This window comes from Streptomyces sp. JHA26 (genome assembly GCF_002005565.1).
Lineage (GTDB): Bacteria > Actinomycetota > Actinomycetes > Streptomycetales > Streptomycetaceae > Streptomyces.
Genome location: NZ_BDJC01000001.1, coordinates 43,367 through 69,487, shown reverse-complemented (window position 1 = coordinate 69,487; position 26,121 = coordinate 43,367). Strand labels below are relative to the sequence as shown.

Below are 26,121 nucleotides of genomic sequence, written 5' to 3'. Positions count from 1 at the left end.
TCACTCCGGGCCCCGCCTGCTCCGGGCGGGGCCCGCTTCTTTCCACGGAAGTACAGGAGCCGCAATGGAACTGAGCAGACGCACGGTCATGGCATCCGCCGCGGCCGCGGGCATCGCCGCCACCACGCTCGGCGGCACGGCACACGCCACGGGAGGCAGGAAGCCGGTGAAGGAGCTCTTCGGCAGGCTCGCCGACGGCACGAAGGTGTACCGCTGGTCGCTGGAGAACGGCGGCACGCGGATGAAGGTGCTGTCGTACGGCGGCGTCGTGCAGTCCCTGGAGATCCCGGACCGCCGGGGCCGCTACGCGAACGTCTCCCTGGGCTTCGACAACCTCGAGGACTACGTCGCCCGCAGCCCGCACTTCGGCGCCCTGATCGGGCGGTACGGCAACCGCATCGCCAAGGGCCGCTTCACCCTGGACGGCAAGGAGTACCAGCTCTCCGTCAACGACGGGGAGAACTCCCTGCACGGCGGCGCCCTGGGCTTCGACTACCGGGTGTGGGACGTCGAGCCGTTCACCGCGGGCTCCGACGTGGGCCTGGTCCTGCACTACACCAGCGTCGACGGCGAGATGGGCTACCCGGGCACGCTGAAGGCGAAGGTGACGTACACCCTCACCCGGCGCGGCGACTGGCGCATCGACTACGAGGCGACCACCGACAGGGCCACCGTCGTCAACCTCACCAGCCACGTCTACTGGAACCTGGCCGGCGAGGGCAGCGGCACCATCGAGGACCACGAGCTGTCGATCGCCGCCTCCCGGTTCACGCCCACCGACGCGGGACTGATCCCCACCGGCGAGCTGGCGAAGGTCGCGGGCACCCCGTTCGACTTCCGCCGCGCCAAGCCGATCGGCCGGGACATCCGCGACGCCCACCCGCAGCTGGTCACCGCCAAGGGATTCGACCACAACTGGGTGCTCGACAAGGGCATCACCGACCGCCCCGAGCACATCGCCACCCTGCGCGACCACGCCTCCGGCCGCACCCTGCGCATCGCCACCGACCAGCCCGGCCTGCAGTTCTACTCGGGCAACTTCCTCGACGGCACCCTGACCGGCACCGGCGGCTCCCTCTACCGCCAGGGCGACGCCCTGTGCCTGGAGACCCAGCACTTCCCGGACTCGCCCAACCACCCCTCGTTCCCGTCGACCGTGCTGCGGCCCGGCGAGACGTACCGGACGACGACGGTGCACTCGTTCGACGCGTAGCCGACGACAGCACACGGGCACACTTTCTTCACACGTGTTGAACGGTGCCCCGTCCGCCTCCGTATACCTGGGCGGCCCGTGTCCCCCGCACGGGCCGCCCACTCACGGAGGTCTCCTTGTCCGGCAACGTCACCTCGTTGTTCCGCAGCACCGCGGCGCACAGCCCCTCGATGGCGGCGCTGACGCGGGAGAGCGGCGAGGCGGCGGGCGCCGGTCCGGTGGACTTCTGCATCCCCTGCAACCCGTACTTCCCCACCCCGGCGATGTTCGAGGAGATGGCCGGCCGGCTGCGCGACATCATCACGTACTACCCGAGCGGCGCCGACACCATCACCGCCGAACTGTGCAGCCTGCTCCGACTCCCGCCGCAGTGCGTGGCGATGGGCAACGGCTCCACGGAGCTGATCACCTGGATCGACCACCTGCTGGTCCGGGAGTCCCTCGCCGTCCCCGTCCCCACCTTCGGCCGCTGGACCGACCAGCCCATGGAGACCGGCAAGCGGGTCGACATGTTCCCGCTCCAGGAGGCCGGCGGCTTCGCCCTCGACCTCGCCCGGTACGCCGAGTTCGTCCGGACCAGGGGCACCCGGACCGTGGTGGTCTGCAACCCCAACAACCCCGACGGCGGCTACCTGCACAAGCAGGCGCTGGTGCAGTTCATGGACGCCATGGCCGACCGGGACCTCGTCGTGGTCGACGAGTCCTTCCTGGAGTTCGCCGACGCGGAGGCCGAACCCAGCGTCGTCCAGGAGGCGATGCTGCGCCCCAACGTCGTGGTGCTGCGCAGCCTCGGCAAGAACTTCGGACTGCACGGCATCCGCTTCGGCTACCTCGTCGCCAACCCGGCGCTGGCGGGCCGGGTGCGCTCCATGCTGCCCAAGTGGAACCTCAACTCCTTCGCGGAACACGTGGTGTTCATGCTGCGCGACCACGGCCCCGAGTACGCGCAGAGCCTGCACCAGGTGCGCCGCGACCGCCTGGAGATGGCCGCCCAACTGTCCGCGCTGCCCGGCCTGACCGTCTACCCCTCCCAGGGCAACTTCCTCTTCGTCCGCCTCCCCGTGGGCGCGGAGGGCACCGTCGTGCGCGACCGCATGCTCGCCGAGCACCGGGTCCTGGTCCGCGAGTGCGGCAACAAGATCGGTTCGTCCAGCCGCTTCCTGCGTCTCGTGGTGCGCCCCCAGGTGGACGTGCGTCGCCTGGTGTCCGGTCTGGAACAGGTGCTCTACGGGGCCGGGAGGGGAGCCGCCGTGCCCGAGCCGGCCACCGGGGCCGACTACAGCTCGGGCACGGCGGCGGTGGACCGCCTGGTGTACGAGACCAACGGTTCCGGGATGCGCGCGATCACCGCACGGACCACCGGTGCCGGTGCCCCCGGGCTCGCCGCCGCTCCGGCCCCCGGCACCGGCACCGGCACCGGCATGCCGCTCCCCGCCGCGGTGCCGGTCGCTCCGGCGGCGGCCGCCGCGCCCGGCCCCGCGCCGGTGCCCCAGCCGGTGCCGTATCCCGGGCCGGGGCCGGTCCCCCACCCGGCACCGGCCCCGCAGCCCGCGCCCGTCCCGGTTCCGGCCCAGGCCCCGGCTGCCGCGTCGGTCGGGTATCCGGTGCCCACCGGTCCCACCCCGCCCGGTGTCCCGGCCCGCGGGGGCCTCACGGCCGCCCAGGTCCGGGGCACCGACGGCCTGGACCCGGTACCGGCGACGGGTCGCCCGGGACCGCGGGCCTGGCCGGACGCAGCGGACATGGGCCGCACGGGCTGACCCCCGACGCCCTCGACGGGCGCCCGGCCGGCCGGCGGTCCCGGACCGCGCTCCAGAAGCAGGTGCTGGGCGGCAGGCCGCTGCTCGCCACCCCCGCGACGACGTGCGGCCGGTCCGCATCACGGCTACCCGGCGACCCTCGAGGGCGCCGACGAGGGCGCGTATCCGTACGGGGAGCCCCCGGCGGACTCGATCGCCGGGGGCTCCCGCGCCACCTCGCCGACGAGGTCGGCAAGGACGTCATCCGCTCCGAGGGCCACCACCCCCGCGCGGAACCGGACGAGCCCCTGCTGTGCCGGCCGGGCGGGACGTGACCCCTGACGGCGCCGGGGTCAGGACTCCGGGCACTCCTTCCACGCCAGGTGGTAGACGGTGCTGATGCCGCCGTCGGTCGAGTCCATCGTCATGAAGCTGACCTGGTCCGGGTCCGTCCCGGCGCTCACCCGCAGCTCCGTGTTGATGTTGAAGTTGCGCTGGACCCCGCAGGGTGCCCAGACCAGTTGGGCCCAGTCGGTGGAGTCGGTGGCCTGCCAGTTGTCGTCGTAGGGACCGTTGAACGGGTGGGCGCGGTACTCCGTGTTCGGGGAGCCCTGGAAGTAGTACGAGGCCCGCTGGGTGCCCCTGGCGCCCGGCTGGAGCGCGGCGAAACCGCGGTAGTCCGCGCTCGCGACGGCGTAGGTGAAGCCCTGCGGGACGTGGACGAGCAGGTTGAGCTGGCAGTTCCTGCGGTACGCGGTGGGCGCCGAGTCGCCGCCGGCCTGGGCCAGGTACTCGCTGTAGGTGACGGTGAAGGCCGTGTTGTCCTCGGAGACGGCGACGGCGGCCGTGCCCTGGGGGCAGCCGGAGCCGTTCACCGTGGCGACCTTGATGACGATCTTGTCCGGGGGCGGGTCGTCGAACCCGCCGGAGGGCTGGTGCTGCGCGGGCAGCGCGGAGGTGAGGAGCGCGGCGATCGTGCCGCTCAGGAGCAGGCCGGTGGCCATGGGTCTCCCATCCGGTCGGTGGGGGGTGGAAGCGGAACGGGAACTGGTTGAATGTGCGTGCCATGTGAATAGTCGTGCACATGTCATCCACAGGGCGGTCGCATCGTAAGCGGAACCCGTTCGTCCCGGACAGGGGGAACTCCGGCCAAAAGCGGGGCCCGTCACGGGCCTACGGGTTCTCCCACGCCGCCGGTTCCGCCGCCGGCTTCCGCACCGGCTCCGGCAGCGCGTCCGCCGCCAGGTCCGCGATGGTCACGCCCTCCAGGATCCGGCGGACGTTGGCGCGCAGCGCCACCCACAGGGGCGGCAGGGGCCCCGCCGTGCCCGTGTGCACGAGGCCCGTCGGCCGCTCGCCGCGCACCGAGACGATCGGGCCGTCCACCGCCCGGATCACGTCCGCGACCGTGACCGCGGACGCCTCGCGCCAGCAGGTACCCGCCGCCCCCGCCGCGCCGGCTCCGCACGATGCCGCCCCGGCGCAGGTCTCCGAGGATGCCCTCCAGGAACTTGTGCGGGATGTCCTGGGCGGTGGCGACCGCCTCCGCCTTCACGGGGCTCTCGCCCTGCCGGACGGCGAGTTCCAGAACCGCCCGTACCGCGCAGTCCGCCCGTGCCGAGATCCTCATACGCCCATGGTGCGGGGCGTTGTGGACAATGGGCCCGGCACAGGTGTCCCGGCGGACGCACCGGCACCAGCGGTACAGGCAACAGGAGAGGCTCCCTTGGAGCTCAGCAGACGAGTTTTCAGCGCCCTCGCGGGCACCACCGTCCTCGGTCTCGCCCTCGGCGGCAGCATGAGCGGCGGGACGGTGCAGGCCTCCGGCGCCCCCGGCCCCGTACCGACCGGGCCGCCGCCCGCACCGCCCCGCGCCGACGGGGTGCGCCACCGGGTCGCCCTCGACCGGTACTCCCTGCTGGTCGACGGCAGGCGCCTCGCGCTGTGGGCCGGCGAACTGCACCCCTTCCGGCTGCCGAGCCCGTCCCTGTGGCGGGACGTGCTGCAGAAGATGCGGGCGTACGGCTTCAACGCGGTCGACGTGCCCGTCGCCTGGAACCAGCACTCCCCCGCCCCGGGCCGCTACGACTTCACCGGCGTCCGGGACCTGGACCTGTTCCTGCGCACGGCCGCCGAGACCGGTCTGTACGTCGTCCTGCGGCCGGGCCCGCACATCGACGCGGACGTCGACGCCGGCGGGCTGCCGGGCTGGCTGACGGCGGCCGGGGACGCGGCCCGCGCCACCGGTCCGGCGTACCTCCGGCACGCCGAGGAGTGGCTGGCCCGCGTCGACGCCGTCGCCGCCCGGCACCAGTACACGCGGGGCACCGGCACCGTCCTGCTCTACCGGCTCGGCGCCCCGCGGCCCGGCACCTCGGCCCGCCTGCGGCGGAGGATCCGCGCGGACGGCATCGACGTGCCCTTCCTCCACGACGGCACCCCGCTCGCCCGGGGGGTGGTGCACCGGACCGCGGACGCGGCCGAGGCGCGGCGGGTCCATCTCGCCCACCTCGCCGACGGCATCACGCTGCACGGCGCCGGCCCGGTGTTCGGCGGCACCTCGTGGGGCTGGCTGGCCGCGCCGTCGGCGCCCGCGCCCACGTACGACCCCGCGGCGGCGATCGACGAGGCGCGCAGGCCCACCGGCAAGCTCGCCCCGCTCCACCAGATCGGCCACCTCCTGCGCCACGTCCCCGACGTGGCGCGGCTGGACGCGGCACCCGGGGTCCGGGCCGGCGACGCCCGGATCCAGGTGCGGCACCTGACCAACCCGGACACCGGCGCCCATGTGTACGTCCTGCGCAACGACACCGCCGAGGACGTGACGTCCACGCTGCCGATGGCCGGGACGGACGTGCCGGTCACCGTGCCCGCGCGGGACGCCAGGCTGCTCGCCGCCGGGCTCGACCTGGGCGGGGGACGGAAGCTGGCCCACGCCACCGTGCAGCCCATGCTGACCCTGAGCGTCGGGCGGCTGGACATCGCCGCCTTCGTGGGCCGGACCGGCGAGATGGCCCACCTCGTGCTGGACTGCCCCGACGAGCCGTGGCCCACCCGGCTGGACGAGGAGGCCGCCTGGGCGTACGACAAGGACCAGTTGCACGTGACGGCGCCGCTCGGGGCGGGCGGCCTGACCCGGGTGCGGGTGCGCGGCGCCGGCTCCGACCGCACGCTGCTGCTGCTCTTCGCCGACGACGCCGTCTCCCTGCGGCTGTGGCCGTACGAGACGCCGTCGGGCAAGGGACTCGTGTACGGCCCGGCGCTGCTGCGCGACGCCGCCCTGGACGGCGACACGGTGCGGCTGACCGGCGACACGGTCGACGCGCACGGGCTGGAGGTGTGGGCGCCGCGCGGCATCACCGGTGTCACCTGGAACGGCCGCCCGGTCCCCACGTCGGTCAGCCGGGCCCGGAGCCTGCGGTCGAGGCAGCCGCTGCCGGGCGTGCCGGAACTGGTGCCGCCCGTGCTCGACGGCTGGCGGTGCCGGGACGAGAACCCGGAGGCCCTGCCCGGTCACGACGACTCCGACTGGACGGTCGCCGACCGCAGGACGTCGGCCGGCCCGACGCCCGTGCCCGACGAGCAGCCCGTGCTCTTCGCCGACGACTACGGCTTCCACTACGGCGACGTCTGGTACCGGGGCCGGCTCACCGGCGCCGCCGGTCTGGAGTCCGTCTCCCTCACGTACGGCACGGGCGCGCGGGGGATGCTCATGGCCTGGCTGGACGGGGAGCCGCTGGGCACCCACCACGTGGACCGGGAGACGGGGAAGGGCACGTGGACCGCCACGGCCGGCTTCCGTCTGCCGCAGGGGCTGCGGAGGCGGCTGCGCGAGGGGCGGCCGGACTCCCCCGTCCTGTCCGTCCTGGTCCGGCGCACGCAGCACGGCGAGGACGACCACCGGGCGGCCCGGGGGCTCGTGTCGGCCTCCTTCGGGGGCACCTCGCCGGAGGTGCACTGGCGGTTGCGGGGCGCGACGGCCTCCGACCCCGTGCGCGGACCGCTCAACAACGGCGGGCTGTACGGGGAACGGAAGGGCTGGCACCTGCCCGGGTACGACGACGGCGACTGGGAGTCCGTGACCTTCCCCCGCGCGCACCGCCGGCAGGGCGTCACGTGGTACCGGACGACGTTCCGGCTGGACGTTCCGCCGGACGTCGACGCCTCGATCGGGCTCACCCTCGACGACGACCCGGACCGCGACTACCGCGTCCAGGTCTTCCTGAACGGCTGGAACATGGGCGAGTACGTCAACGGCGCGGCGGGCACGCAGCACACGCTGGTCCTGCCGAACGGCGTCCTGCGCACGCGTGCCGCCGCCAACACCCTCGCGCTGGCGGTGCTGGCCGGCGGCGGCATCCCGGCGGGGCCGGGGTCGGTGCGGCTCACCGTGCTGGGCGGCGCGGCCGGAGGGGTGCCGGTGGAACCGGTCGTCTCCCCCGGCTGCCGGGAGACCTGACGCCGGCTCAGCCGAGCCGGATCACGTTCCAGGACAGCGGCTCCAGGACGGCGGTGAGCCGGCCGTCCTCCAGGGCCGTGCCGTCGACCGGGTGCGGGACGACCCGCTCGGGCTCGGCGAGCGTGTTGCGGGCGTCGGGGTCGGCGTCCGCGAGGGCGCTGTGCTCCACGACCTCGCTCAGGTCGAGGCCGTTCAGGGCGACGTCGAGCGGCAGCGGCTCGGTGCGGGAGCGGTTGACGGCGAAGACGGTCACGGTGCCGTCCCCGGCGCGCACGGCGGTGGCGTGCAGCAGGTCGGCCTCGCCGTACCTCTTCGTCTCGTACGTCGGCGAGTCCACGCGGACGTCGAGCACCTCGCCGCGGCCGTACCTCGAGGCCTGGGCGAACGGGAAGAACGTCGTCTGCCGCCAGGCCGGACCGCCGGGCTCGGTCATGATCGGGGCGATGACGTTGACGAGCTGGGCGAGGCAGGCGACGGTGACGCGGTCGGCGTGCCGGAGCAGGGCGATCAGGAGCGAGCCGAAGACGACCGCGTCCATGACGCTGTAGTTGTCCTCCAGGAGGCGGGGTGCCTCGGGCCAGTCCAGGGCGCTCACCTCGGCCTGGGTCTTGGCCATGTACCAGACGTTCCACTCGTCGAAGGAGAGGTTGATCCTCTTCTTCGACTTCAGGCGGGCGCCGACGTGGTCGCAGGTGGCGACCACGTTCTCGATGAAGGACTCCATGTCGACGGCGGAGGCGAGGAAGGAGTCGACGTCGCCGTCGAGCGGCTCGTAGTAGGCGTGCAGGGAGATGTGGTCGACCAGGTCGTACGTCTCCTTCAGGACCGTCGTCTCCCACTCGGCGAAGGTCTCCATGGACTGGCTGGAGGATCCGCAGGCGACGAGCTCGACACCGGGGTCGATCTGGCGCATGGCGCGGGCGGTCTCGGCGGCGATCCGGCCGTACTCCTCGGCGGTCTTGTGGCCGGTCTGCCAGGGGCCGTCCATCTCGTTGCCGAGGCACCACAGGCGGATGCCGAACGGGTCCTTGTCGCCGTGTTCGACGCGCAGGTCCGACAGGGCGGTGCCGGAGGGGTGGTTGGCGTACTCCTGGAGCTCCAGGGCCTCGGCGACGCCCCGGGTGCCGAGGTTGACGGCCATCATGGGCTCGGCCCGGGGGCCGATCTTCCTCAGGAACGCGATGTACTCGGAGAGGCCGAAGCGGTTGGTCTCGGTGGAGCGCCAGGCGAGGTCGAGGCGGCGGGGGCGGTCCTCGACGGGGCCGACGGAGTCCTCCCACCTGTAGCCGGAGACGAAGTTGCCGCCGGGGTAGCGGACGGTGGTGACGCCGAGTTCCCTGACGAGGTCGAGGACGTCCTGCCGGAGGCCGGCCTCGTCCGCGGTGGGGTGGTCCGGCTCGAAGACGCCGGTGTACACGCAGCGGCCCAGGTGTTCCACGAACGAGCCGAAGAGACGGGGGTTCACCTCACCTACGGTGAAGGCGGGGTCCAGGGTGAAACGGGCGGTGCGCATGGGTTCCTTTCGCTGCGTTCTCGGGTGCGGGTGCGGGTGCGTGGTGGCCGGCTTCGTCACTGGCCGGCCAGGCCGGTGTGGGCGACGCCCGCCACGATCTGGCGCTGGAAGAAGACGAAGACGACGATCAGCGGCAGGCCCGCCAGGAGACCGCCGGCCATGAGCTGGGCCCACTGGATGCCGTAGGAGTTCATGACGGTCGCGATGCCGTTCGGCATGGTCATCAGGTCGGGGTTGTTGGTCACCATGTACGGCCACAGGAAGTTGTTCCACGAGCTGATGAAGGTGAAGATGCCGACCGCCGCCAGGGAGGGGCGCGAGAGCGGAACGATGATCGTGAAGAAGACGCGCCAGCGGCCCGCGCCGTCGATGAAGGCGGCCTCCTCCAGTTCGCGCGGGACGCCCTGGAAGAACTTGTAGAGGATGTAGACCATCGCGGCGGGCGCGCACTGCGGCAGGATCATGCCCCAGTAGGTGTCGACCATCCCCATCTGCTGGACCGTGGTGAACAGGGGCACTCCGAGCACGGCCGGGGAGATCATGAGGCCCGCCATCACCAGGCCCATCAGGAAGCCCTTGCCCCGGAACTCCGTGCGGGCGAAACCGTATCCGGCCAGGGCGCTCACCAGCAGCACGATCGTCGTCACGCACACGGAGACGACCAGGGAGTTGACGAACCAGTCGGTGATGTCGCCGTTCTCGAACACGGCCGTCCAGGCCTGGCCGGTCCAGGCCTCCGGGAGCCAGTGCGGCGGTACCTCGACGGCCTCGGTCTCCGACTTCAGGGAGGTGAACAGCGCCCAGGCCAGCGGCGCCAGGAACACCGCGGAGACGGCCGCGCCGAGGAGGGTGAGCACGATCTGACCGGTCGTCCAGGCCCTGCGGGCCTCGGTCCGTACCGGTGCCGCGGCGGTGGTCATCGGCCGTCCTCCTCACGGTTGCGCAGCAGCCACATCCGCGCGAGGGCGACGGCCGCGATGATCACGAAGAAGATGACGGAGATCGCGGAGGCGTAGCCCACGCGGTAGCTGGTGAAGCCCTGTTCGAGGGTGTACTGCACGAAGGTGCGGGTCGATTCCTCGGGGCCGGGGCCGAAGTCCTGCATCACGACGGCCTGGTCGAAGACCTGGAGCGAGGCGAGGATCTGCAGGGCGACGACGAGCCCGGTGATGTTGCGCAGCATCGGCAGGGTGATGTGGACCGTGCGGTGCCAGGCGTTCGCGCCGTCGAGCCTGGCGGCCTCGTAGAGGTGGGCGGGGATGCCCTGGAGGGCGGCGAGGTAGAGCAGGAAGCTGAAGCCGACGGTCCACCACAGGGTGGTGATGACGATCGCGAGCATGGCGTACGACTTGTCGGTCAGCCAGGGCGTGTCGAGGCCGAGGACGTGGTTGACCATGCCGGTGCCGGGGTTGAACAGCCACTGCCACAGGTTGGCGGCGACGGTGGACGGCAGCAGGAACGGCAGGAAGAAGCACAGCCGCCACAGCCACTTACCGCGCTCGATGTGGTGGGCGAGCATCGCCAGGAAGAAGGCGAGGACCGTGATGCAGGGCACGACGAGCAGCGTGAAGTACGCGCTGTGGCCGAGCGAGTCCCACATCAGGGGGTCCTTCAGGGCCTCGCGGTAGTTGTCCAGGCCGACGAGGTCCGCGCCGTCGCCGGAGATGTCGGCGTCGGTGAAGCTGAGGTAGAGGCCGCGCAGCAGCGGCCAGATCACGAAGAGCGCGAAGAGCGCGAGGAACGGGGCGACGAACCAGCCGCCGTGCTGGAAGCCCTGCCCGCGGCGGACGCCGACGCTGTCGGCGATGGTCTTCGCACGTGCCGGGCGGATGATCGTCTCAGCGCTGGTGGTGGTCATGCGCCGGCCTTTCCCTGTGCGGCGGTGCGGCCGTCCATGGGGTTCTTCATGGCGAGCAGTTCGGTGAGCGTGCTCTTCATCCGGCGGGCGGCGGCCTCGGGCTTCGCGGAACCCGTGGTCGAGGAGACGACGATGGGTCCGACGCGCTGGGCGAGGATGCCGGTGGACCCGGCGAACCACACCTTGGGCTCGGTGGCCTGGTGGTCCATGGCCGAGACGTACTCGTTCTGCGGCTGCAGCTTCCGGTACGCGGCCGTGGACAGGGTCGGGGTGTGGGCGGGGATGTGCCCGCCGGCCGCCCACTGCCGGGCGTGCCGGACGACGTAGGCGGCGAGCCGGTGCGCGCCCTCGTTGGCGGCGCCGCCGCGGTCGGCCTGGTGCGGCAGGACGAAGGAGTGGGACTCGGCGTGGGTGGCCCGCGTGCCGAAGACGGGCGGCAGCGGGGTGGCGCCGTAGTCGAGCTTCGCGGTGTCGAAGACCGGCACGGACCAGTTGCCCTCCCAGGCGAAGGGGGAGCCGTTGACGAACTGTTCGGCACCCGCGGTGCCGCCGTAGGAGGGGTTGGCGTAGCCCTCGGCGACGTGCCGCCGCAGGAACTCCAGGACCCGCACGGCCTTGTCGGTGTCGAAGGTGACCTCGGTGTCGGCGTCGTCGAACCAGGTGCCGCCGAGCTGGGTGTAGAAGGCGACGAAGAACCACCACTGGAAGTTCTGGTCGCTGTGCCACAGGCCGATGGTCTGCAGTCCCTTCGCGGTGGCCTTCCCGGCCTCCTTCAGGACCTCGAACCACTCCTCGGTGGAGGTCACCGGGACCATCCGGCCGTCGTCCCCGAGCAGTCCCGCCTTCCTCAGCACGTCCTTGCGGTAGAAGCAGAGCTGGACGTGGATGTCGAGGGGCAGGGCGTAGAGCTTGCCGTCGATGACGGCGCGCTTCCACAGGGCGGGGTCGAAGTCCTCCTCCCGCACCCCGTACCGGGCGAGCAGTCCGACGTCCCAGGGGTCCAGGAGGCGGCCCGGCGAGAAGCCGGTCACCCGGCCCAGGTGCATGACGCCGAGGTCCGGCGCACGGTTGCCGGCCGCCGCCATGGCGAGCTTGGTGTAGAAGGGGCTGCCCCACTGGAGGGTGGAGTCCTTCACGTCGATGCCGGGGTTGTCCTCGCGGAAGGAGTCCAGCATCGCGATCATGTTGTAGCCGTCGCCGCCGCTGAAGAGGTTCCAGTAGCGCACGCGGGTGTCCGCTCCGGAGGCGAGCGCGTCGGCGCCCGTGCCCAGGGCCGCGAAGCCGAAGCCGCCCGCGACCGTCAGGCCGCCCGCCACGGTCAGAAAGTGTCTGCGATTCAGGTCAGGTCGTCCCATGCCCTGCCTCATCTGTCGGTGTCGTTCCCGCCGGGGAACGGATGGCCACTCCGACTGTTCGATATATCGAATCTCGCTCGTAACTTCGAACGGGAAACGTAGGGTGGGAGCCCGTTCGCGTCAATAAGTCGCGCAGGACTTTTGAGCAGGGACGGTCTTCTCCCATGGAATGAGGCTCTCCGGATCGCGGGGTGCCGGCGGGGACGGGCGCGTCCGCCCGCCGTGCCGCGCCAGGCGGGGAGAGGGCCGCGCGCCGGGCGGGCGCCCGCGGCCGCCACGGAAAGCGGAGGCGGCCGAACCGGGCGGGGCTCCGGCATGTCGCACGACGAACGCCGCGGCATCCGACGAGAGCGGAACGGGACCGGGGGCGGTGCGCGCGGGCAGGCGGATGCGTCGCCCCGCCGGGGCGCCCGGCCGCCACGGGCTCCACCGTCGCCGCGACGCCGGGGAGGTGCGGCGGGCCGGTGTCACCGCGCCCGGCCTCGCCCGCCGCGTGCAGCGCGGGGCGACGGCCCGGTCAGCCCTCGAACGCCGGCTGCCGCAGCCCCCTGCCCGCTCCGGGCACCACCAGCACCGACCCGGCGAGCGGGTGCGGCGCGGTCAGGCCGGTGCGGGCCGTGGTGACGTACAGGTCGGTCAGGCCGGCGCCGCCGAACGCGCAGGCCGTGACGAGCGGGACGGGCAGGTCGATCACCCGGTCCAGCGTGCCGTCGGGCGTGTAGCGGCGGACCGCCGAGCCGCCCCACAGGGCCACCCACACGCAGCCCTCGGCGTCCACGGTGAGCCCGTCGGGGAAGCCGGCGTCCTCCTCGAGGGTGACGAACGGGCGCCGGTCACCGACACCGCCCCTTGCCGCGTCGTGGTCGAAGACGTCGATCCGGCGGGTCGGCGAGTCGATGTAGTACATCAGCCGCCCGTCGGGGCTCCAGCCGGTGCCGTTGCTGACCGCCACGTCGTCCAGGACGGTCGTCACCGTGCCGTCGCCCGTGAGCCGGGAGAGCGTGCCGCCGCCGGGGGCCTCGTCGTAGCGCATGGTGCCGGCCCAGAGGCTGCCGTCGGGGGCGACGGCGGCGTCGTTGGCCCGGCGGCCGGGGACGGGGTCGTGGTGCAGCAGGCGGAAGGTCCCGTCGGGGTCGACGAGGCCGATGCCGTCCCGCAGGTTCAGGACGAGGCCGCCGCCGGCCCGCGGCTTGGCCGCGCCCACGTGCTGCTCGGTCGTGCGCACCGTCCGCCGCCCGGAGACGGGGTCGTAGGTGTGCACGCGGAAGCCCAGGATGTCCACCCAGATCAGCAGGCCCGCGTCCGCGTCCCAGGTCGGTCCCTCGCCGAGGGCCGCCTCGGCCCGTACCGCCACCTCGTACGTCATGCCACGCTCCGGTGGCCGAGGCGCTCGGACAGGTCGGCGGCGCCCTTCGCGGCGAGCTCCTCCAGCTCGGTGCGGCGCTCCTCGCTCCAGCGGATCATGGGCACGGAGATGGACAGCGCGGCGACGACCCTGCCGGCGCGGTCCCGGACCGGGGCGGCCACGCAGGAGACGTCGGGGTTGGACTCGCGGTTCTCCACCGCGATGCCGCGCTCGCGGATCTCGGTCAGGGCCGCGCGCAGGGCGGCCGGGTCGGTGATGCTGTTCGGCGTCATCGCGGCCAGCTCGGCACCGTCGGGGAAGCGGGCGGCGAGCTCCTGCTCGGGCAGGGAGGCCAGCAGCATCTTGCCGACGGACGTGCAGTGGGCGGGCAGCCGGCGTCCGGCCGCCGACACCATGCGCACCGCGTGCGTGGAGTCGACCTTGGCGATGTAGATGACGTCGGTGTCCTCGAGGATGGCGACGTGCACGGTCTCGTCGCAGGTCTCGGCGACGCTCCGGGCGACCTGCTGGCCCTCGGCGGCGAGGTCGAGGTGCTCGGCGTAGCGGGCGCCGAGCTGGTACGGACGCACCCCGAGCCGGTACCGTCCGGGCTGGCCGGCCACGGGGACGATGTACTTGCGGGCGGCGAGCGTGGTCACCAGTTCGTGCACGGTGGTGCGCGGCAGTTGGAGCCGGCGCACGATGTCGGGGGCGGAGAGCGTGCCGTCCCCGTCGAGGAAGAGCTCCAGTATGTCGAGAGCCCGGGTCACGGCTGGTACGAGACGTCCCATGTCCGGCCCCCTCCTAGGTGTCTCGGGCGCCTGCGGTGGCGATATCCGATGTTCGAGATATCAACAGGCGGTCGGAATGGCGAACACAGGCTACTCATACTGCGTTTGCCGGGGCAATGGGTACGGGGGTGCGGCCTGCCCGGCCGAGCGACGACGGACGCATGTCTTCCTCCCCGCCCCCGGCCGCCCCGCTCACGCCGGTCGACTTCCAGCCGGCGCTGCTGCGCCGCACGGCCGACCACGCCCCGGACCTGGTCGAGGACGCCCGCTGCAGGGTTCGGCGCCCACCCGGTGGGGGCGCGCCTTCACCGCACCGGACGCGGAGGGGGGACGGCACGAGGCGGTCGCGGAGTTCACCTGGGGCCGCTCCGACGGACGGCCACGGCCTCCCGACGGCCCTCGACCGCCGGGAGGCCGGCCACACCGGCCGGCGGGACCGGAACCCGCCGGGTCACGTCCGTGCGGCAGGATCGGCGGCATGGCGATCTCCGGAACGGACGCGTACGGCACGGCGGCCGGGGGCCTGCCGCCGCTGGTCGAGCGGGCCCTGGCCGCCGCGCGGGCCCACGGGTTCCCGTACTCCTGCCGGCCCGAGCAGGGGCGGCTGCTGCACGCCCTGGCGGGCGGGGCGCGCGGGACGATCGGGGAGACGGGCACCGGTTGCGGCGTGGGGCTGGCCTGGCTGGCGTCGGGGGCGGGCCCGGGCGTGCGGCTGGTGAGCGTGGAGCGGGATCCGGAGCGCGCCCGGATCGCCGCCGGGGTGTTCGCCGGGCGGCCCGGGGTGGAGGTGCTCACCGGTGACTGGACGCGGATCGCCGAGCGGGGCCCGTACGACCTGCTGGTGCTGGACGGGGGCGGGCAGGGCAAGTCGGAGCACGACCCGGCCGCCGACGTGGCCGGGCTGCTCGTCCCGGGCGGCACGGTGGTCCTGGACGACTTCACCCCGGCCACCGACTGGCCCCCGACGCACGAGGGCCGGGTGGACCGGGCGCGGCTGCACTGGCTGGAGCACCCGGCGCTGCGCACCGTCGAGTTGCGCCTCGCCCCGGACCTGGCCGCGCTGGTGGGGACGCGGGGGCTGCCCGCCGGGGCGGGGACGTGACCGGCGTCAACCCGGCGCGGCGTCGGATCGTCCCGGGGCCGGGGTAGGAACGGGGTGTCCGTTTCCCGAGTCCCCAGGAGTACCGCGTGTCCTCGCTCTTCCCCGCCCTCACCCACCCCCCGGGCGACCGGGTCGCCCTGCGGTTCGGCGAACGCTCCCTGACCTACGCCGAGCTGGCCGCGGCGGCCGGGGCCGTCGGTGAGCGGGTGCGGGGCGCCGGCCGGGTCGCCGTGTGGGCGACGCCGACGCCGGAGACCGCCGTCGCCGTCGTCGGCACGCTGCTCGCCGGTGCCGCCACCGTGCCGCTCAACCCGAAGTCGGGCGGGAAGGAGCTCGGCCACATCCTGTCCGACAGCGCCCCGGCCCTGGTGCTGGCCGCACCCGGCGACGAGCTGCCCGGGCCGCTCGCCGGGCTGCCGCGCGTGGACGTCGACGTGCGCGCCGCCGGGCCCGTCCCCGCGGACGACGGCGGTCCGGAGGACCCCGCGCTGGTCGTCTACACCTCCGGCACCACCGGACCGCCCAAGGGCGCCGTCATCCCCCGGCGGGCGCTCGCCTCGACCCTGGACGCGCTCGCCGACGCCTGGGGGTGGACCGGCGACGACGTGCTGGTGCAGGGGCTGCCGCTGTTCCACGTGCACGGGCTGGTGCTCGGGATCCTGGGCCCGCTCAGGCGCGGCGGATCGGTGCGCCACCTCGGCAGGTTCAGCACCGAGGGCGCCGCCCGGGAGCTGAGCGACGGCGCGACCATGCTGTTCGGGGTGCCGACGATGTACCACCGCATCGCCGAGGCCCTGCCCGGCGACCCGGGGCTGGCCAAGGCCCTCGCGGGCGCCCGGCTGCTGGTGTCCGGGTCGGCCGCGCTGCCGGTGCACGACCACGAGCGGATCACCGCCGCGACCGGACGGCACGTCATCGAGCGGTACGGCATGACGGAGACCCTGATGCTGTGCTCGTCCCGGTGGACACCCCCGGACCCCCGGCCCAGCGTGCGGGCGGACGGCGAGCCCCGTGCCGGCACCGTGGGCGTGCCGCTGCCGGGGGTGGAGCTGCGGCTCGTGGAGGAGGACGGCACGCCGATCACGGCGTACGACGGGGAGAGCGTCGGCGAGATCCAGGTGCGCGGCCCGAACCTGTTCACGGAGTACCTGAACCGCCCCGACGCCACCGCCGCCGCCTTCACCGCGGACGGCTTCTTCCGCACCGGCGACATGGCGGTGCGCGACCCCGACGGCCACGTCCGCATCGTCGGCCGCAAGGCCACCGACCTGATCAAGAGCGGCGGGTACAAGATCGGGGCCGGGGAGATCGAGAACGCGCTGCTGGAACACCCGGCGGTGCGGGAGGCGGCCGTCACCGGGGAGCCCGACCCGGACCTGGGCGAGCGGATCGTGGCCTGGGTCGTGCCGGCCGATCCGCAGGCGCCGCCCTCCCTGGAGGAGTTGGCCGCGCACGTCGCCGCCCGGCTCGCCCCGCACAAGCGGCCCCGCGTCGTCCGGTACCTCGACGCGCTGCCCCGCAACGACATGGGGAAGATCATGAAGCGGGCGCTGGACCATGGCTGAACGGCTCTCCGCGCGCGCGTTCCTCGCGCTCCTCACCGACGACTTCGCCGAACTCCCCCACCCGGACGGCGACCAGGAACCCGACGGCCCGCTCGGCTGGCCCGGCTACGGCGCCCAGCGCGCCCGTGCCGCCGGACGCACCGGCGAGAGCGAGTCCGTCGTCTGCGGCACCGGGCACGTCGAGGGGGTCCGGGCCGTGCTGCTCGCCTTCGAGTTCGGCTTCCTCGGCGGCTCGCTCGGCCGGCGCACGGGCGACCGGCTGGAGGCGGCGTACGCGTACGCGCGCGAACACCGGCTGCCGGTCGTGCCGTTGGTCGCCACCGGGGGCAGCCGGATGCAGGAGGGCATGTTCGCGCTGACCCAGCTCCAGCGCGTGGCCCGGCAGTCGGCCCTCACCCGTCAGGCCGGCCTCGCCCAGATCGCCGTCCTGCGGGACCCGGCCACCGGCGGCGGCTGGGCGACGCTGGGCGCGGGCGCCGACGTGGTCCTCGCCCTGCCCGGCGCCCAGGTGGGCTTCGCCGGTTCCCGGGTCCGGCCGCCGGACGCCGGCCCGGCGGCGTACACGGCCGAGGCGCAGGTGGCGGCGGGCAGCGCGGACGCCGTCGTGCCGCCCGGGGAGCTGCGCGGCACGCTGGGGCGCTGGCTGCGGCTGCTGACGGCGCCGTCGGACACCCCGGCGCCGGTGCCCGAACCGCTGGGCGCCACCGACCTGCCGGTCACCGGGTGGGACGCGGTCCGGCGGGCCCGGGCACCCGAGCGGCCCCGCGCCGGGGCCTACCTGGACGCCTACTTCACCCACCGCGTCGCCCTGTCCGGCGACCGCTGCGGCGGCACGGACGCCGAGGGCATGCTGTGCGGCTTCGGCGAGCACGCGGGGCGGACGGTCGCGTACGCCGCCCAGACCGGCACGGCGACCAGGCCCGCCGGGTTCCGCACCGCCGCCCGGCTGATCCGCCTCGCGGACCGGCTCGGCATACCGGTGCTGACCCTGGTGGACACCCCGGGCGCGGCGAACGACGCGGAGGCCGAGCGGCGGGGGGCCGGTGCCGCGATCGCCGACCTGTTCGGCGCCGTGGCCTCGGCCCGGACCCCGGTGACCACGCTGGTCATCGGGGAGGGCGGCTCGGGCGGCGCGCTGGCGCTGGCCGCGCCCGGCGACACCTGGGCCACGCCGGACAGCTACTTCTCCGTCATCGCGCCGGAACTGGCCGCGGCGATCCTGAAGCGCCCACCGGACGAGGTGGAGGTGACGGCGGATCAACTGAGGCTGAGACCACAGGACCTGGCCGAGCTGGGCGTACTGCGGCTTCGAACAGGGGATCAGGTGTTCCCTGGAACAGGTGATCGCCGGTCATAAGATCACATGAGACACGAGTGCTCGGAGATACTCACGGTGCGCGAGCGACGGGCTGCAGACCGTGGCCGAGCGCAGGTCCCACACCATGCACCACACAAGGAGCTGCACGATCATGAACCTTCTCACCGACGTCCTCGCCGGCCTCGTCCACTTCGTCGGCCGGCTGGTCTGACGGTCCGAGGAACACGACGGCGCCGCCTCCCCGTCCCAGGGAGGCGGCGCCGTCCGCGTACGACCAGGTGCGCGGTGCGGGTTACCGGACGCCCACGGCCCGCACGATCTCCTGCGTGACCGAGCCGCCCCGGTCGTCGCGCGCCGAGGCCCGCAGCGAGACGTGCTCGGCGCCGCGCGGCACGTCCAGCGTCCCGTGCCAGGACGCGCCCTCGCCGGTCAGCCGGACGGACTTCCAGGTCCGGCCGTCGTCGTAGGACACCTGGAGCGTCCCGCCGCCGATCGTCCCGGTGTCCGGGGCACCGGCCACGTACGCGGCGCCGATGCCGACCGACAGCCTCCGCCCGCCGCGCACCTCGCCCGCGAGGTCGGTGTCCACGTCGAAGGACAGGTTGATCAGCGGCAGGAAGGTCCAGCGGTCCGCGGGGGTAGCGGCCGACCGGAAGGTCCACTCGGCGTGGCCCCTCGTCCCGATCCCCCAGCGCTCCGCGTCCAGCGCGGTGTCCGTGACCAGCCTGTACGTGTGCGCGTCGGCGGGCGCATCCTCCACGTACACGGCGGACGACGTCCCCTCGTCGGCCAGCTCGCCGTCCAGGTACACGGCCGTGGTCTGGGTCATCCCGCTGGTCTCGCTCCACACGTCGCCGAAGCCGGTGTGGTCGGGACCGGAGTCGCCCCAGCCGGGGGCGTTGAACTGGAGCCGGTCGCCGGCGCGCTGCTGGCCCCAGCCGAGCCCGGTGCCGAGCCACGGGTGCCAGACGGGCTTGAACCAGTCGAGCCGTGGACGCGAGCCGCCCTCGTACCGGACCAGTCCGCCGCGCTCCTCCAGCGCGCCGTCGGCGGCGTCCACGGACTCGTGCCACAGCTGACCGCGCCCGGTCGACACGTACTCGGTCCGCTCGGCCGGGTAGTCGATCCGCTCCTTGAAGCCGATGCCGACCGGGAAGGTGTCGGTGATCGAGTACCGGAACTCGCCCCCGCTCACCGGCCGGGCGGCGTGGTACCTGGTGTGCACGGCGGCCAGCTCCCGCTTGCCCGGCGCGTACGTCAGGTCCCGGTCGGGCACCGCGCCGGCGTGCCCCTCCGACAGGTCGTACACGTACGGCGTGTTGCGCGTGCCGGTCATGTCGACGCGGCCCGCGGCGCGCAGCCGGGCGGCGTCCGCGGCGTTCACCGTGGCGATCGTCAGCGGCCGGTCGGCGTTGTCGTCCGTGCCCCACCACGCCATCAGCCGGCCGGGCGCGTCGTCGGTGACGAACAGCGCCTTCGCGCCCGCGTCCTGGGCGGCCCGGGCGAGGGCGGCCGGTTCGGTGCCCCCGGTGAGCCGGGCGAGGACCGCCTTGCCCTCCACCCCGGTGAACGGGCCGGTGCCGACGTCGACGAGCGGCAGCCGGGTGCGGCCCTCGACGAGCGTGCCGCCCGGCTGCACGACGGCCTCGCCGATCCCCTCGGCCTCCAGCAGCGGCTTGCCGAGCCGCCACACGGTCCGGTACTCGAAGCCGCCCCGGGTGACCTTCCCGGTGGGCGCGGCGAAGACGCTGTCGTACGTCAGGGGCACCTGCACCGCGCCGAACAGGTCGGAGCCGTTCGCGCTGCGGTCGTACTCCATGAGCAGCTGACGGGTCTCGGTGCGCCGGCCGACGTCCGCGCGGACCTCGCGCAGCTTCCGGCCATCGAGGGTGACCTCCCGGTCCCGGTCGAGGACGACCTCCGGCGCCGCGAGGAAGCCCAGGCCGAGGGAGTCGGCGCCGTGGCTGCCGCGCACGTCGAGGAAGGAGGTGAGGCTGTACGTCCCCGGCGCCAGCCGGAGCTTCACGGTGCCGGAGTCGCCGACGTGGGCGGGCACGGGGTCGACGCCCTCGGCCAGCCGCTGGACGGTGAGGTCGGCGGCGGTCGCCGCGCCCGCGCGGTCCTTGACGTGGACGGTGAGCGTGTACCGCTCCTCCTCCTTGACCAGCCCGAACGCGGTGTGCGCGACGGGTGTGCCGGCGACCGAGGCCACGATCTGCCCGCTGGTGTTCCCGACCGGCGCCTTCGTGCCGTCCCCGGTCACGGTCGTGGACGCGGTGCCGTGCGCGGGCACGGTGAGCGTGGTGTCGGCGAGGGTGGCGACGCCGTCGGGCGCCCCCTGCACGGACAGGCCCAGTGCGACGGGGGCGTCGGAGGAGTTGGTGTAGGTGACGGTGCGGGTGACCGGCTCGTTGCCGCCGTAGGGCCAGGAGAAGAAGCCGAGGTCGGCGCTGCCCGTCGCGGTGATCTCGGCGCCGACGGCGTCGGGCACGCTGACCCGGCCCGCGCCGAGCTGGTAGGCGGAGGCGTCGAGCCGCTCGGACGTGGACATCAGCGCGTCCTTGAGCTGCGCGCCCGTCCAGTCGGGGTGCTTCTCGGCCAGCAGGGCGGCCGCCCCGGCGATGTGCGGGGTCGCCATCGACGTGCCGTCCATGGAGGTGTAGTCGCCGCTGCCCTCGCTGAGCCGGGACCGGGCGGCGAGGATGCCGACGCCGGGGGCGGAGAGGTCGGGCTTGAGGGCGTTGTCCCCGTGGCGGGGGCCGGCGCTGGTGAACCAGGCCGCCTGGTCGGCGGAGTCGACGGCGCCGACGGTCAGCGCCGCGTCGGCGGCACCCGGCGAGCCGATGGAGGAGGGCGCGCCGGTGTTCCCGGCGGCGATCACGAACAGCGCGCCGGTCTCCCGGGAGAGGGTGTTCACGGCCTGCGCCATGGGGTCGGTGCCGTCGCTCGGCTCGGTCGACCCCAGGCTCATCGAGACGATGTCGGCGTCCACGTCCCGGGCGGCCCACTCCATCCCGGCGATGATCTCGGACTCGCTGCCCGAGCCCTGGTCGTTCAGGACCTTGCCGACGGCGAGCGTGGCGCCGGGGGCGACGCCCTTCTCCCTGCCGCCGGAGGCGGCACCGCTGCCGCCGACGGTGGAGGTGACGTGCGTGCCGTGACCGTGCCGGTCGGCGACCTCCTCCCCCGCGATGAAGCTGCGGCTCCGCGCGATCCGCCCGGCGAGGTCGGGGTGGCCGGCGTCCACGCCGCTGTCCAGCACGGCGACGGTGACGCCCTTGCCTGTCAGGCCGGCCTGCCAGGCCTCGGGGGTGCCGATCTGGGCGTTGCTCTCGGCCATGGCGGCGGTGACCCGCCCGTCGAGCCACACGCCGTCGATGCCGGCCTGCCCGGTGAACGCCCGCCAGAAGGTGCGCCCCTTGTCCGCCTCGACGGCGGCGCCGCGCACGCTGGGCAGCGCCCGCGTCCGCTCGGCGCCGCGCGGGACGAGGGTCCGCGCGTTCTTCCCGTACGTCACGATCAGCGGCAGTTCGCCGGTCTCGGTGTCGGTGAGCCCCTGGCGTATCAACGCGTCGACGTCGAAGAGCCGTTCGTCGAGCCGCCCGTCGCGCAGGTAGGGCAGGGCCTCGTCCGGTACGACACTGATCTCGCCGTTCGCGTTCCGGGTGCGTACGGCGCCGGTGGCGCCCGCCGGCCGTTCGACGGTGACGGTCCTCCTGCCGCCGCCGAGGCCGGTGACGGTCACCCGGTCGCCGGTGACGAGGGTGACGGTACGGGTGGTCGCTCGGCCGTGCGTGCTCTCGGGGGCCTCCTGCGCCGTCGCCGCCGTCGCCGTCGGCCCGACCGGCAACAGCCCGATCACGAGCCCGGCCGACAGGAGGGTCGCCCCGCGTCTGACTGGTCCTCTGCTCATCCTCGCCTCTCTTCGTGGAGTGCTGCGAAAGAGTTTCAGGAGTCAGGAGCGACAAGGGAGTTGCCCGGACGTGGCGGGTTGGCGACTCGGCGGGTTCCCGCCACGAGACCGACGGGCCGTCAGCCGACGGCGGACCGCCTTCGGAGGTGACCCCCATTCAGCGGCCCCCCGCCCGGCCCCCTCCGGAAGGCGCCCGCCCCGGCCCGCGCGCACGATGTCCGGAGACCGGCCACCCGCCGGCCCCCGCACGGTCTGCGCTCTCGGGAGGAACTGCCATGACCGCCACTCTGGAGCAGCTGCGCCGCTGCCATTTCGGCGTCGACCTCGGCGCGTCGAGGACCCGGGTCTACGTGAAGGGCGCCGGGCTCGTCGTCGACCAGCCGTCGGCGGCCGCGGTCAACACCCGCACCGGCGCGCTCATCGCGGTGGGCGAGCTCGCGGAGAAGATGACCGGCCGCACCCCCGGCTACATCCGCGTCGTCCGGCCGGTCTCCGGCGGCACGGTCGTCGACATCGAGATGGCCCAGCGCATGCTGCGGCACCTGCTCGGCGACCGGATCCGCCGGACGCTGCGCCGCAAGCCCCGGCTGCGCGCCGCCGTCTGCACGCCGCACGACGCCGACCCGCTGGCCCGGCGGGCGGCGATCGAGACGCTGGTCGGGCTCGGCGCCCGGCGGGTGGAGCTCGTCGACACCCTGATCGCCGCGGCGGTCGGCTGCGGGCTGCCCGTGGAGCAGCCCGAGGCCACGATGGTCATGGTGTGCGGGGCGCACGCCACGCAGGTCGCGGTGCTCTCCCTCGGCTCGATCGTGACCGCCGAACGCATCCCGGTCGGCGGCGAGGCCGTCGACCACGCGATCGTGCAGCACCTGCGCCACCAGCACGAACTGGTGCTGCCCAGCCAGTCGGTGCGCCCGCTGCAGCTCGCCCTGTCCGGCAACGGGCTCACCCCGCAGGGCCCGGCCTCCACCGAGATCCACGGGCGGGACGTGGCGACCGGCCTGGCGCGCAGTGTGAAGGTGGACACCGCCGCGGTGCGCAACGCGATCCAGACGCCGTTGACGGCCGTGCTCGACGGCATCGGCAAGGTGCTGCGCGGCTGCCCGCCGGACCTGGTCGCGGACCTCGCCGACCGCGGGATCGTGATGGTGGGCGGCAGTGCGCTGCTGCCCGGCTTCGACCAGATGCTGCGTCAGGCGACCGGCATGCCGGTGCACATCGCGGAACGGCCCGACGTGTGCGCCGTCCAGGGTCTCGGCACCATGCTGGAGGGCCGCATCGCGCCCCTCGTGCTGGATCCGCTGGCCGACTGACCCGCCGAGGAAGCCGACGGCATGGCCGCGCGGCCCGCGTCCCGGCTGACCCGCCTCCTCGACGCCGTCCTCGGCGTCGGCACCGACCTGGACCTGCGCAGCACCCTCCAGCACGTCGTGGACGGCGCCGCCGGTCTGACCGGTGCCGCCTGCGCGTCCCTGACCACGACCGACCCGCACGTGGCGGGCCTCTCCACGTTCCGCGCCCCGCACCGGGCCGGCCCGGAAGAGCCCCCGGCCCCGTCCCCGGCCGGGGCCCCCGGCGCCGCGTACCGGCTGCGGGTGCCGATCCGCGTGCGGGACGAGGAGTTCGGTGAGCTGCGTCTGGGCCGGGCGCCCGACGACGGACCGTTCACGGACGAGGACGAGCAACTGCTCCGGGTCCTCGCCACGCAGGCCGGGATCGCGATCGGCAACGCCCGGCTGTACGAGACGGCCCGGCAGCGCGAACGCTGGGTCGAGGGCGCGGCGGCCGTCACCACCGCGCTGCTCGCCGGCGGGAGCGCGGACGACGCCCTGACGACGGTCGCGGAACGGGCCCGGCTGCTCGCCGGCGCCTCGGCGGGGGCGATCCTCCAGCCGACCGCGGAGGGCGGCATGGAGATCGTGACCGCCTCGGCGCCCGACGACCCGGACGGCATCGTCGGCGTGACCATCGCCCCGGGCAGCCCCGTCCTCGAGCAGCTCCTCGGCGGCGAACCGGTGTTCGTCGCGGACTCGGCGACCGACCCGCGCATGACGACGCGCGTACGGCACCGGTTCGGCCCCAGCATGATGCTGCCGCTGCGGGCGAACGGCCGGCTGATCGGCACGCTCGCCCTGCCCCGCCGCCGCGGCGACCGCCCCTACACGGCCGTCGAACGGCTGCTCGCGACCCAGTTCGCCTCCCAGGCCGCGTCGGCCCTCGTCCTCGCCGACGCCCGGCACGGCAGGGAGCGCCTCGCCGTGTACGAGGACCGGGACCGCATCGCCCGTGACCTGCACGACCTGGTGGTGCAACGGCTGTTCGCCACCGGCATGATGCTGGAGTCCACGCGGCGCCGCCCCGGCGCGGACGACATCGGTGACGTTCTCGACCGGGCGGTGGACGAGCTGCGCTCCACGGTCCAGGAGGTCCGTACGGCGATCCTCGCGCTCCAGCAGTCCCCCGCCGGTCCGCCGGCCGGCCTGCGCGGCCGGGTGCTGCGCGAGACCGCGTCCGCCGCCGCCCCGCTCGGCTTCCCGCCCTCCGTCCACTTCACGGGCGCCGTCGACAGCCGCGTACCGGACCGGGTCGCCGACCGCCTCCTCGCCGCCCTGCGCCGGGCCCTGGCCGCCGCGTCCCGCGGCCACGGCGTCTCCCGCGTCGAGGTCTCCGTCGACGCGACCGCGTCCCTGCCGGACGGCCGCGACGCGGTGCGGCTGACGGTCGCGCACGACGGAACGCCCGAGGGCCCGGCCCCCGCCGACGGCGGCCGGGCGACGGCCACCTGGCAGGCGCCCCTCTGAGCGGACACCCGGCCGTCCCCGGTGACGCCTTCACCCGTCCCGTGGGGCGGTCGTTCCCCGCGGCCGGGTGTACGCCCACCGGACGGCGGGCAGGCGCATCGGCAGACGGGGGGCCGGGTGACGTTGTGGACGTCGTCGGGGAACGATGAGGACGGACAAGGCGGTGACATGACTTCAGCGGCGCCACCACGTCTGACGGGGAGGCCGGCCGTCCTGGTGATCGACGGCCGTGTGGAGGCGGGCCGGGCGCTGCTCGTCCCGCGCGGAGAGCTGGTCCACGGGTGCGCGGACACCCTGGCCGAGGCCCTGGACGCGTTGCCGGCGGAGGTCGAGCGGATCGACCTGGACATGGGCGGCGTGGTCTTCATGGACACGGCCGGGCTGCAGTTCCTGGAGCTGCTGCGCGGCCACGGCGAGCAGTGGTCGGTGCCGGTGACGGCGCGGAACTGGACCGGTCAGCCGCGCAGGGTCCTCGAGCTGCTCGGCCCGGACGCCGCCGCTCCCCCGCGCGGCACGCCCCGCCCTCCCGCACAGGAGCCGGCGCGCTCGGCGGTGGCGGCGGAGCGGTCGGAGCGGCTGCGCGTGCTCCAGGAGGAGGTCGAGCAGCTCCGGCAGGCCATCGCCTCCCGTCCGGTCATCGACCAGGCGCGGGGCGTCCTGATGGCCCTCCACGGCTGCACGCCGGACGAGGCGTGGCACATCCTGCGGGAGGCCTCGCAGCTGTCCAACACCAAGCTGCGCACGGTGGCCGCCGCGGTGACCGCCGGCACCCGCGGCGACGGCCCGCCGCCACCGCCCGAGGTGCGCGCGGCCCTGCGGACGGCCCTGGAGCGGGCCGGCCGCTGAGACGCCGTGCCGGTGATGGGGTGCCGTCGGCGCGGGCGGGGTACTCGGCGCGGGAATCCGCACCGGCGGCCGGAGGCGGCCGGACGCAGCCAGAAGGAGGGACCCCGATGAGCGAGCAGACCCCGTCCCAGGCGGAGGGCGAGCGCGACGACGAGCAGGGCGCCGAGGCCGGCCAGAACCCGTCGCAGACCACGCCCTCCCAGGCCGAGGGCGAGCGCGACGACGAGGAGGGCGACGAGAAGGGCGGGGGAGGCCGGTGATCCGGCCTCCCCCGCCCGTGCCGCCACACCGGCCGGACGGTTC

General features: G+C 74.3%; 18 protein-coding genes and 1 pseudogene. 10 read left to right on the top strand and 9 right to left on the bottom strand.

Annotated features, from left to right (window positions below):
* The first annotated feature begins 64 nt into the window (after positions 1–64).
* Positions 65–1,213: an aldose epimerase family protein gene (locus JHAT_RS00280; protein WP_171990674.1), complete on the top strand. Its 1,149-nt coding sequence runs from the start codon at positions 65–67 to the stop codon at positions 1,211–1,213.
* A 116-nt stretch (positions 1,214–1,329) separates the two neighbouring features.
* The gene (locus JHAT_RS00275; protein WP_077795936.1) at positions 1,330–2,973 is read left to right on the top strand and encodes a histidinol-phosphate transaminase; all 1,644 of its coding nucleotides are present in this window, start codon (positions 1,330–1,332) and stop codon (positions 2,971–2,973) included.
* A gap of 332 nt (positions 2,974–3,305) precedes the next feature.
* Here the strand turns inward: JHAT_RS00275 and JHAT_RS00265 are convergent, their stop codons facing one another.
* Complete coding sequence (locus tag JHAT_RS00265) at positions 3,306–3,956, bottom strand: DUF4360 domain-containing protein (RefSeq protein WP_077795935.1); 651 nt, start codon at positions 3,954–3,956, stop codon at positions 3,306–3,308.
* 169 nt (positions 3,957–4,125) lie between these two features.
* Positions 4,126–4,582: pseudogene (locus JHAT_RS00260) on the bottom strand (RrF2 family transcriptional regulator).
* A gap of 96 nt (positions 4,583–4,678) precedes the next feature.
* On the opposite strand from JHAT_RS00260, the gene JHAT_RS00255 reads away from it, so the two are divergent.
* Positions 4,679–7,411, top strand: a complete 2,733-nt coding sequence (locus tag JHAT_RS00255) for a beta-galactosidase (protein WP_253195355.1) — start codon at positions 4,679–4,681, stop codon at positions 7,409–7,411.
* A 7-nt stretch (positions 7,412–7,418) separates the two neighbouring features.
* Here JHAT_RS00255 and JHAT_RS00250 read toward each other — a convergent pair whose 3' ends face one another.
* From JHAT_RS00250 to JHAT_RS00225, 6 genes are all read right to left on the bottom strand, one after another.
* Positions 7,419–8,924, bottom strand: coding sequence for an alpha-N-arabinofuranosidase (locus JHAT_RS00250; RefSeq protein WP_077795934.1), 1,506 nt, complete (start codon positions 8,922–8,924; stop codon positions 7,419–7,421).
* Between the two features lie 56 nt (positions 8,925–8,980).
* Complete coding sequence (locus JHAT_RS00245) at positions 8,981–9,844, bottom strand: carbohydrate ABC transporter permease (protein WP_077795933.1); 864 nt, start codon at positions 9,842–9,844, stop codon at positions 8,981–8,983.
* On the bottom strand, positions 9,841–10,782 hold the full coding sequence (locus tag JHAT_RS00240; protein ID WP_077795932.1) for a carbohydrate ABC transporter permease: 942 nt from the start codon (positions 10,780–10,782) through the stop codon (positions 9,841–9,843). Before JHAT_RS00240 ends, JHAT_RS00245 begins: the two co-directional genes overlap by 4 nt.
* Positions 10,779–12,137: an extracellular solute-binding protein gene (locus JHAT_RS00235; RefSeq protein ID WP_077795931.1), complete on the bottom strand. Its 1,359-nt coding sequence runs from the start codon at positions 12,135–12,137 to the stop codon at positions 10,779–10,781. The genes JHAT_RS00240 and JHAT_RS00235 overlap by 4 nt, the downstream gene beginning before the upstream one ends.
* Before the next feature lie 517 nt (positions 12,138–12,654).
* A complete protein-coding gene (locus JHAT_RS00230) occupies positions 12,655–13,503 on the bottom strand; it encodes an SMP-30/gluconolactonase/LRE family protein (protein WP_077795930.1) in 849 nt (282 codons plus the stop codon).
* A complete protein-coding gene (locus JHAT_RS00225) occupies positions 13,500–14,273 on the bottom strand; it encodes an IclR family transcriptional regulator (RefSeq protein WP_077795929.1) in 774 nt (257 codons plus the stop codon). The genes JHAT_RS00230 and JHAT_RS00225 overlap by 4 nt, the downstream gene beginning before the upstream one ends.
* A 478-nt stretch (positions 14,274–14,751) precedes the next feature.
* On the opposite strand from JHAT_RS00225, the gene JHAT_RS00215 reads away from it, so the two are divergent.
* The 3 genes from JHAT_RS00215 to JHAT_RS00205 all read left to right on the top strand — a co-directional run bounded on the left by JHAT_RS00215 (position 14,752) and on the right by JHAT_RS00205 (position 18,297).
* Complete coding sequence (locus JHAT_RS00215; RefSeq protein ID WP_077795928.1) at positions 14,752–15,375, top strand: O-methyltransferase; 624 nt, start codon at positions 14,752–14,754, stop codon at positions 15,373–15,375.
* Positions 15,376–15,461: 86 nt separating this feature from the next.
* On the top strand, positions 15,462–16,940 hold the full coding sequence (locus tag JHAT_RS00210; protein WP_077795927.1) for an acyl-CoA synthetase: 1,479 nt from the start codon (positions 15,462–15,464) through the stop codon (positions 16,938–16,940).
* Complete coding sequence (locus tag JHAT_RS00205) at positions 16,933–18,297, top strand: carboxyl transferase domain-containing protein (RefSeq protein ID WP_077795926.1); 1,365 nt, start codon at positions 16,933–16,935, stop codon at positions 18,295–18,297. The genes JHAT_RS00210 and JHAT_RS00205 overlap by 8 nt, the downstream gene beginning before the upstream one ends.
* Positions 18,298–18,550: 253 nt before the next feature.
* Here JHAT_RS00205 and JHAT_RS00200 read toward each other — a convergent pair whose 3' ends face one another.
* Positions 18,551–22,171, bottom strand: coding sequence for a S8 family serine peptidase (locus tag JHAT_RS00200; RefSeq protein ID WP_077795925.1), 3,621 nt, complete (start codon positions 22,169–22,171; stop codon positions 18,551–18,553).
* A 275-nt stretch (positions 22,172–22,446) separates the two neighbouring features.
* Here JHAT_RS00200 and JHAT_RS00195 point away from each other — a divergent pair, with 275 nt between their 5' ends.
* The 4 genes from JHAT_RS00195 to JHAT_RS34480 all read left to right on the top strand — a co-directional run bounded on the left by JHAT_RS00195 (position 22,447) and on the right by JHAT_RS34480 (position 26,078).
* A complete protein-coding gene (locus JHAT_RS00195) occupies positions 22,447–23,484 on the top strand; it encodes a rod shape-determining protein (protein WP_077795924.1) in 1,038 nt (345 codons plus the stop codon).
* A gap of 21 nt (positions 23,485–23,505) precedes the next feature.
* Entirely contained in the window at positions 23,506–24,972 is a 1,467-nt protein-coding gene (locus tag JHAT_RS00190) for a GAF domain-containing protein (RefSeq protein WP_077795923.1), read from the top strand.
* A 168-nt stretch (positions 24,973–25,140) separates the two neighbouring features.
* Positions 25,141–25,818 carry an ANTAR domain-containing response regulator gene (locus tag JHAT_RS00185; protein WP_077795922.1) on the top strand — a complete coding sequence of 226 codons (678 nt, stop codon included), beginning with the start codon at positions 25,141–25,143 and terminating at the stop codon, positions 25,816–25,818.
* Between the two features lie 107 nt (positions 25,819–25,925).
* On the top strand, positions 25,926–26,078 hold the full coding sequence (locus tag JHAT_RS34480; RefSeq protein ID WP_171990673.1) for a hypothetical protein: 153 nt from the start codon (positions 25,926–25,928) through the stop codon (positions 26,076–26,078).
* The last annotated feature ends 43 nt before the right edge of the window (positions 26,079–26,121 follow it).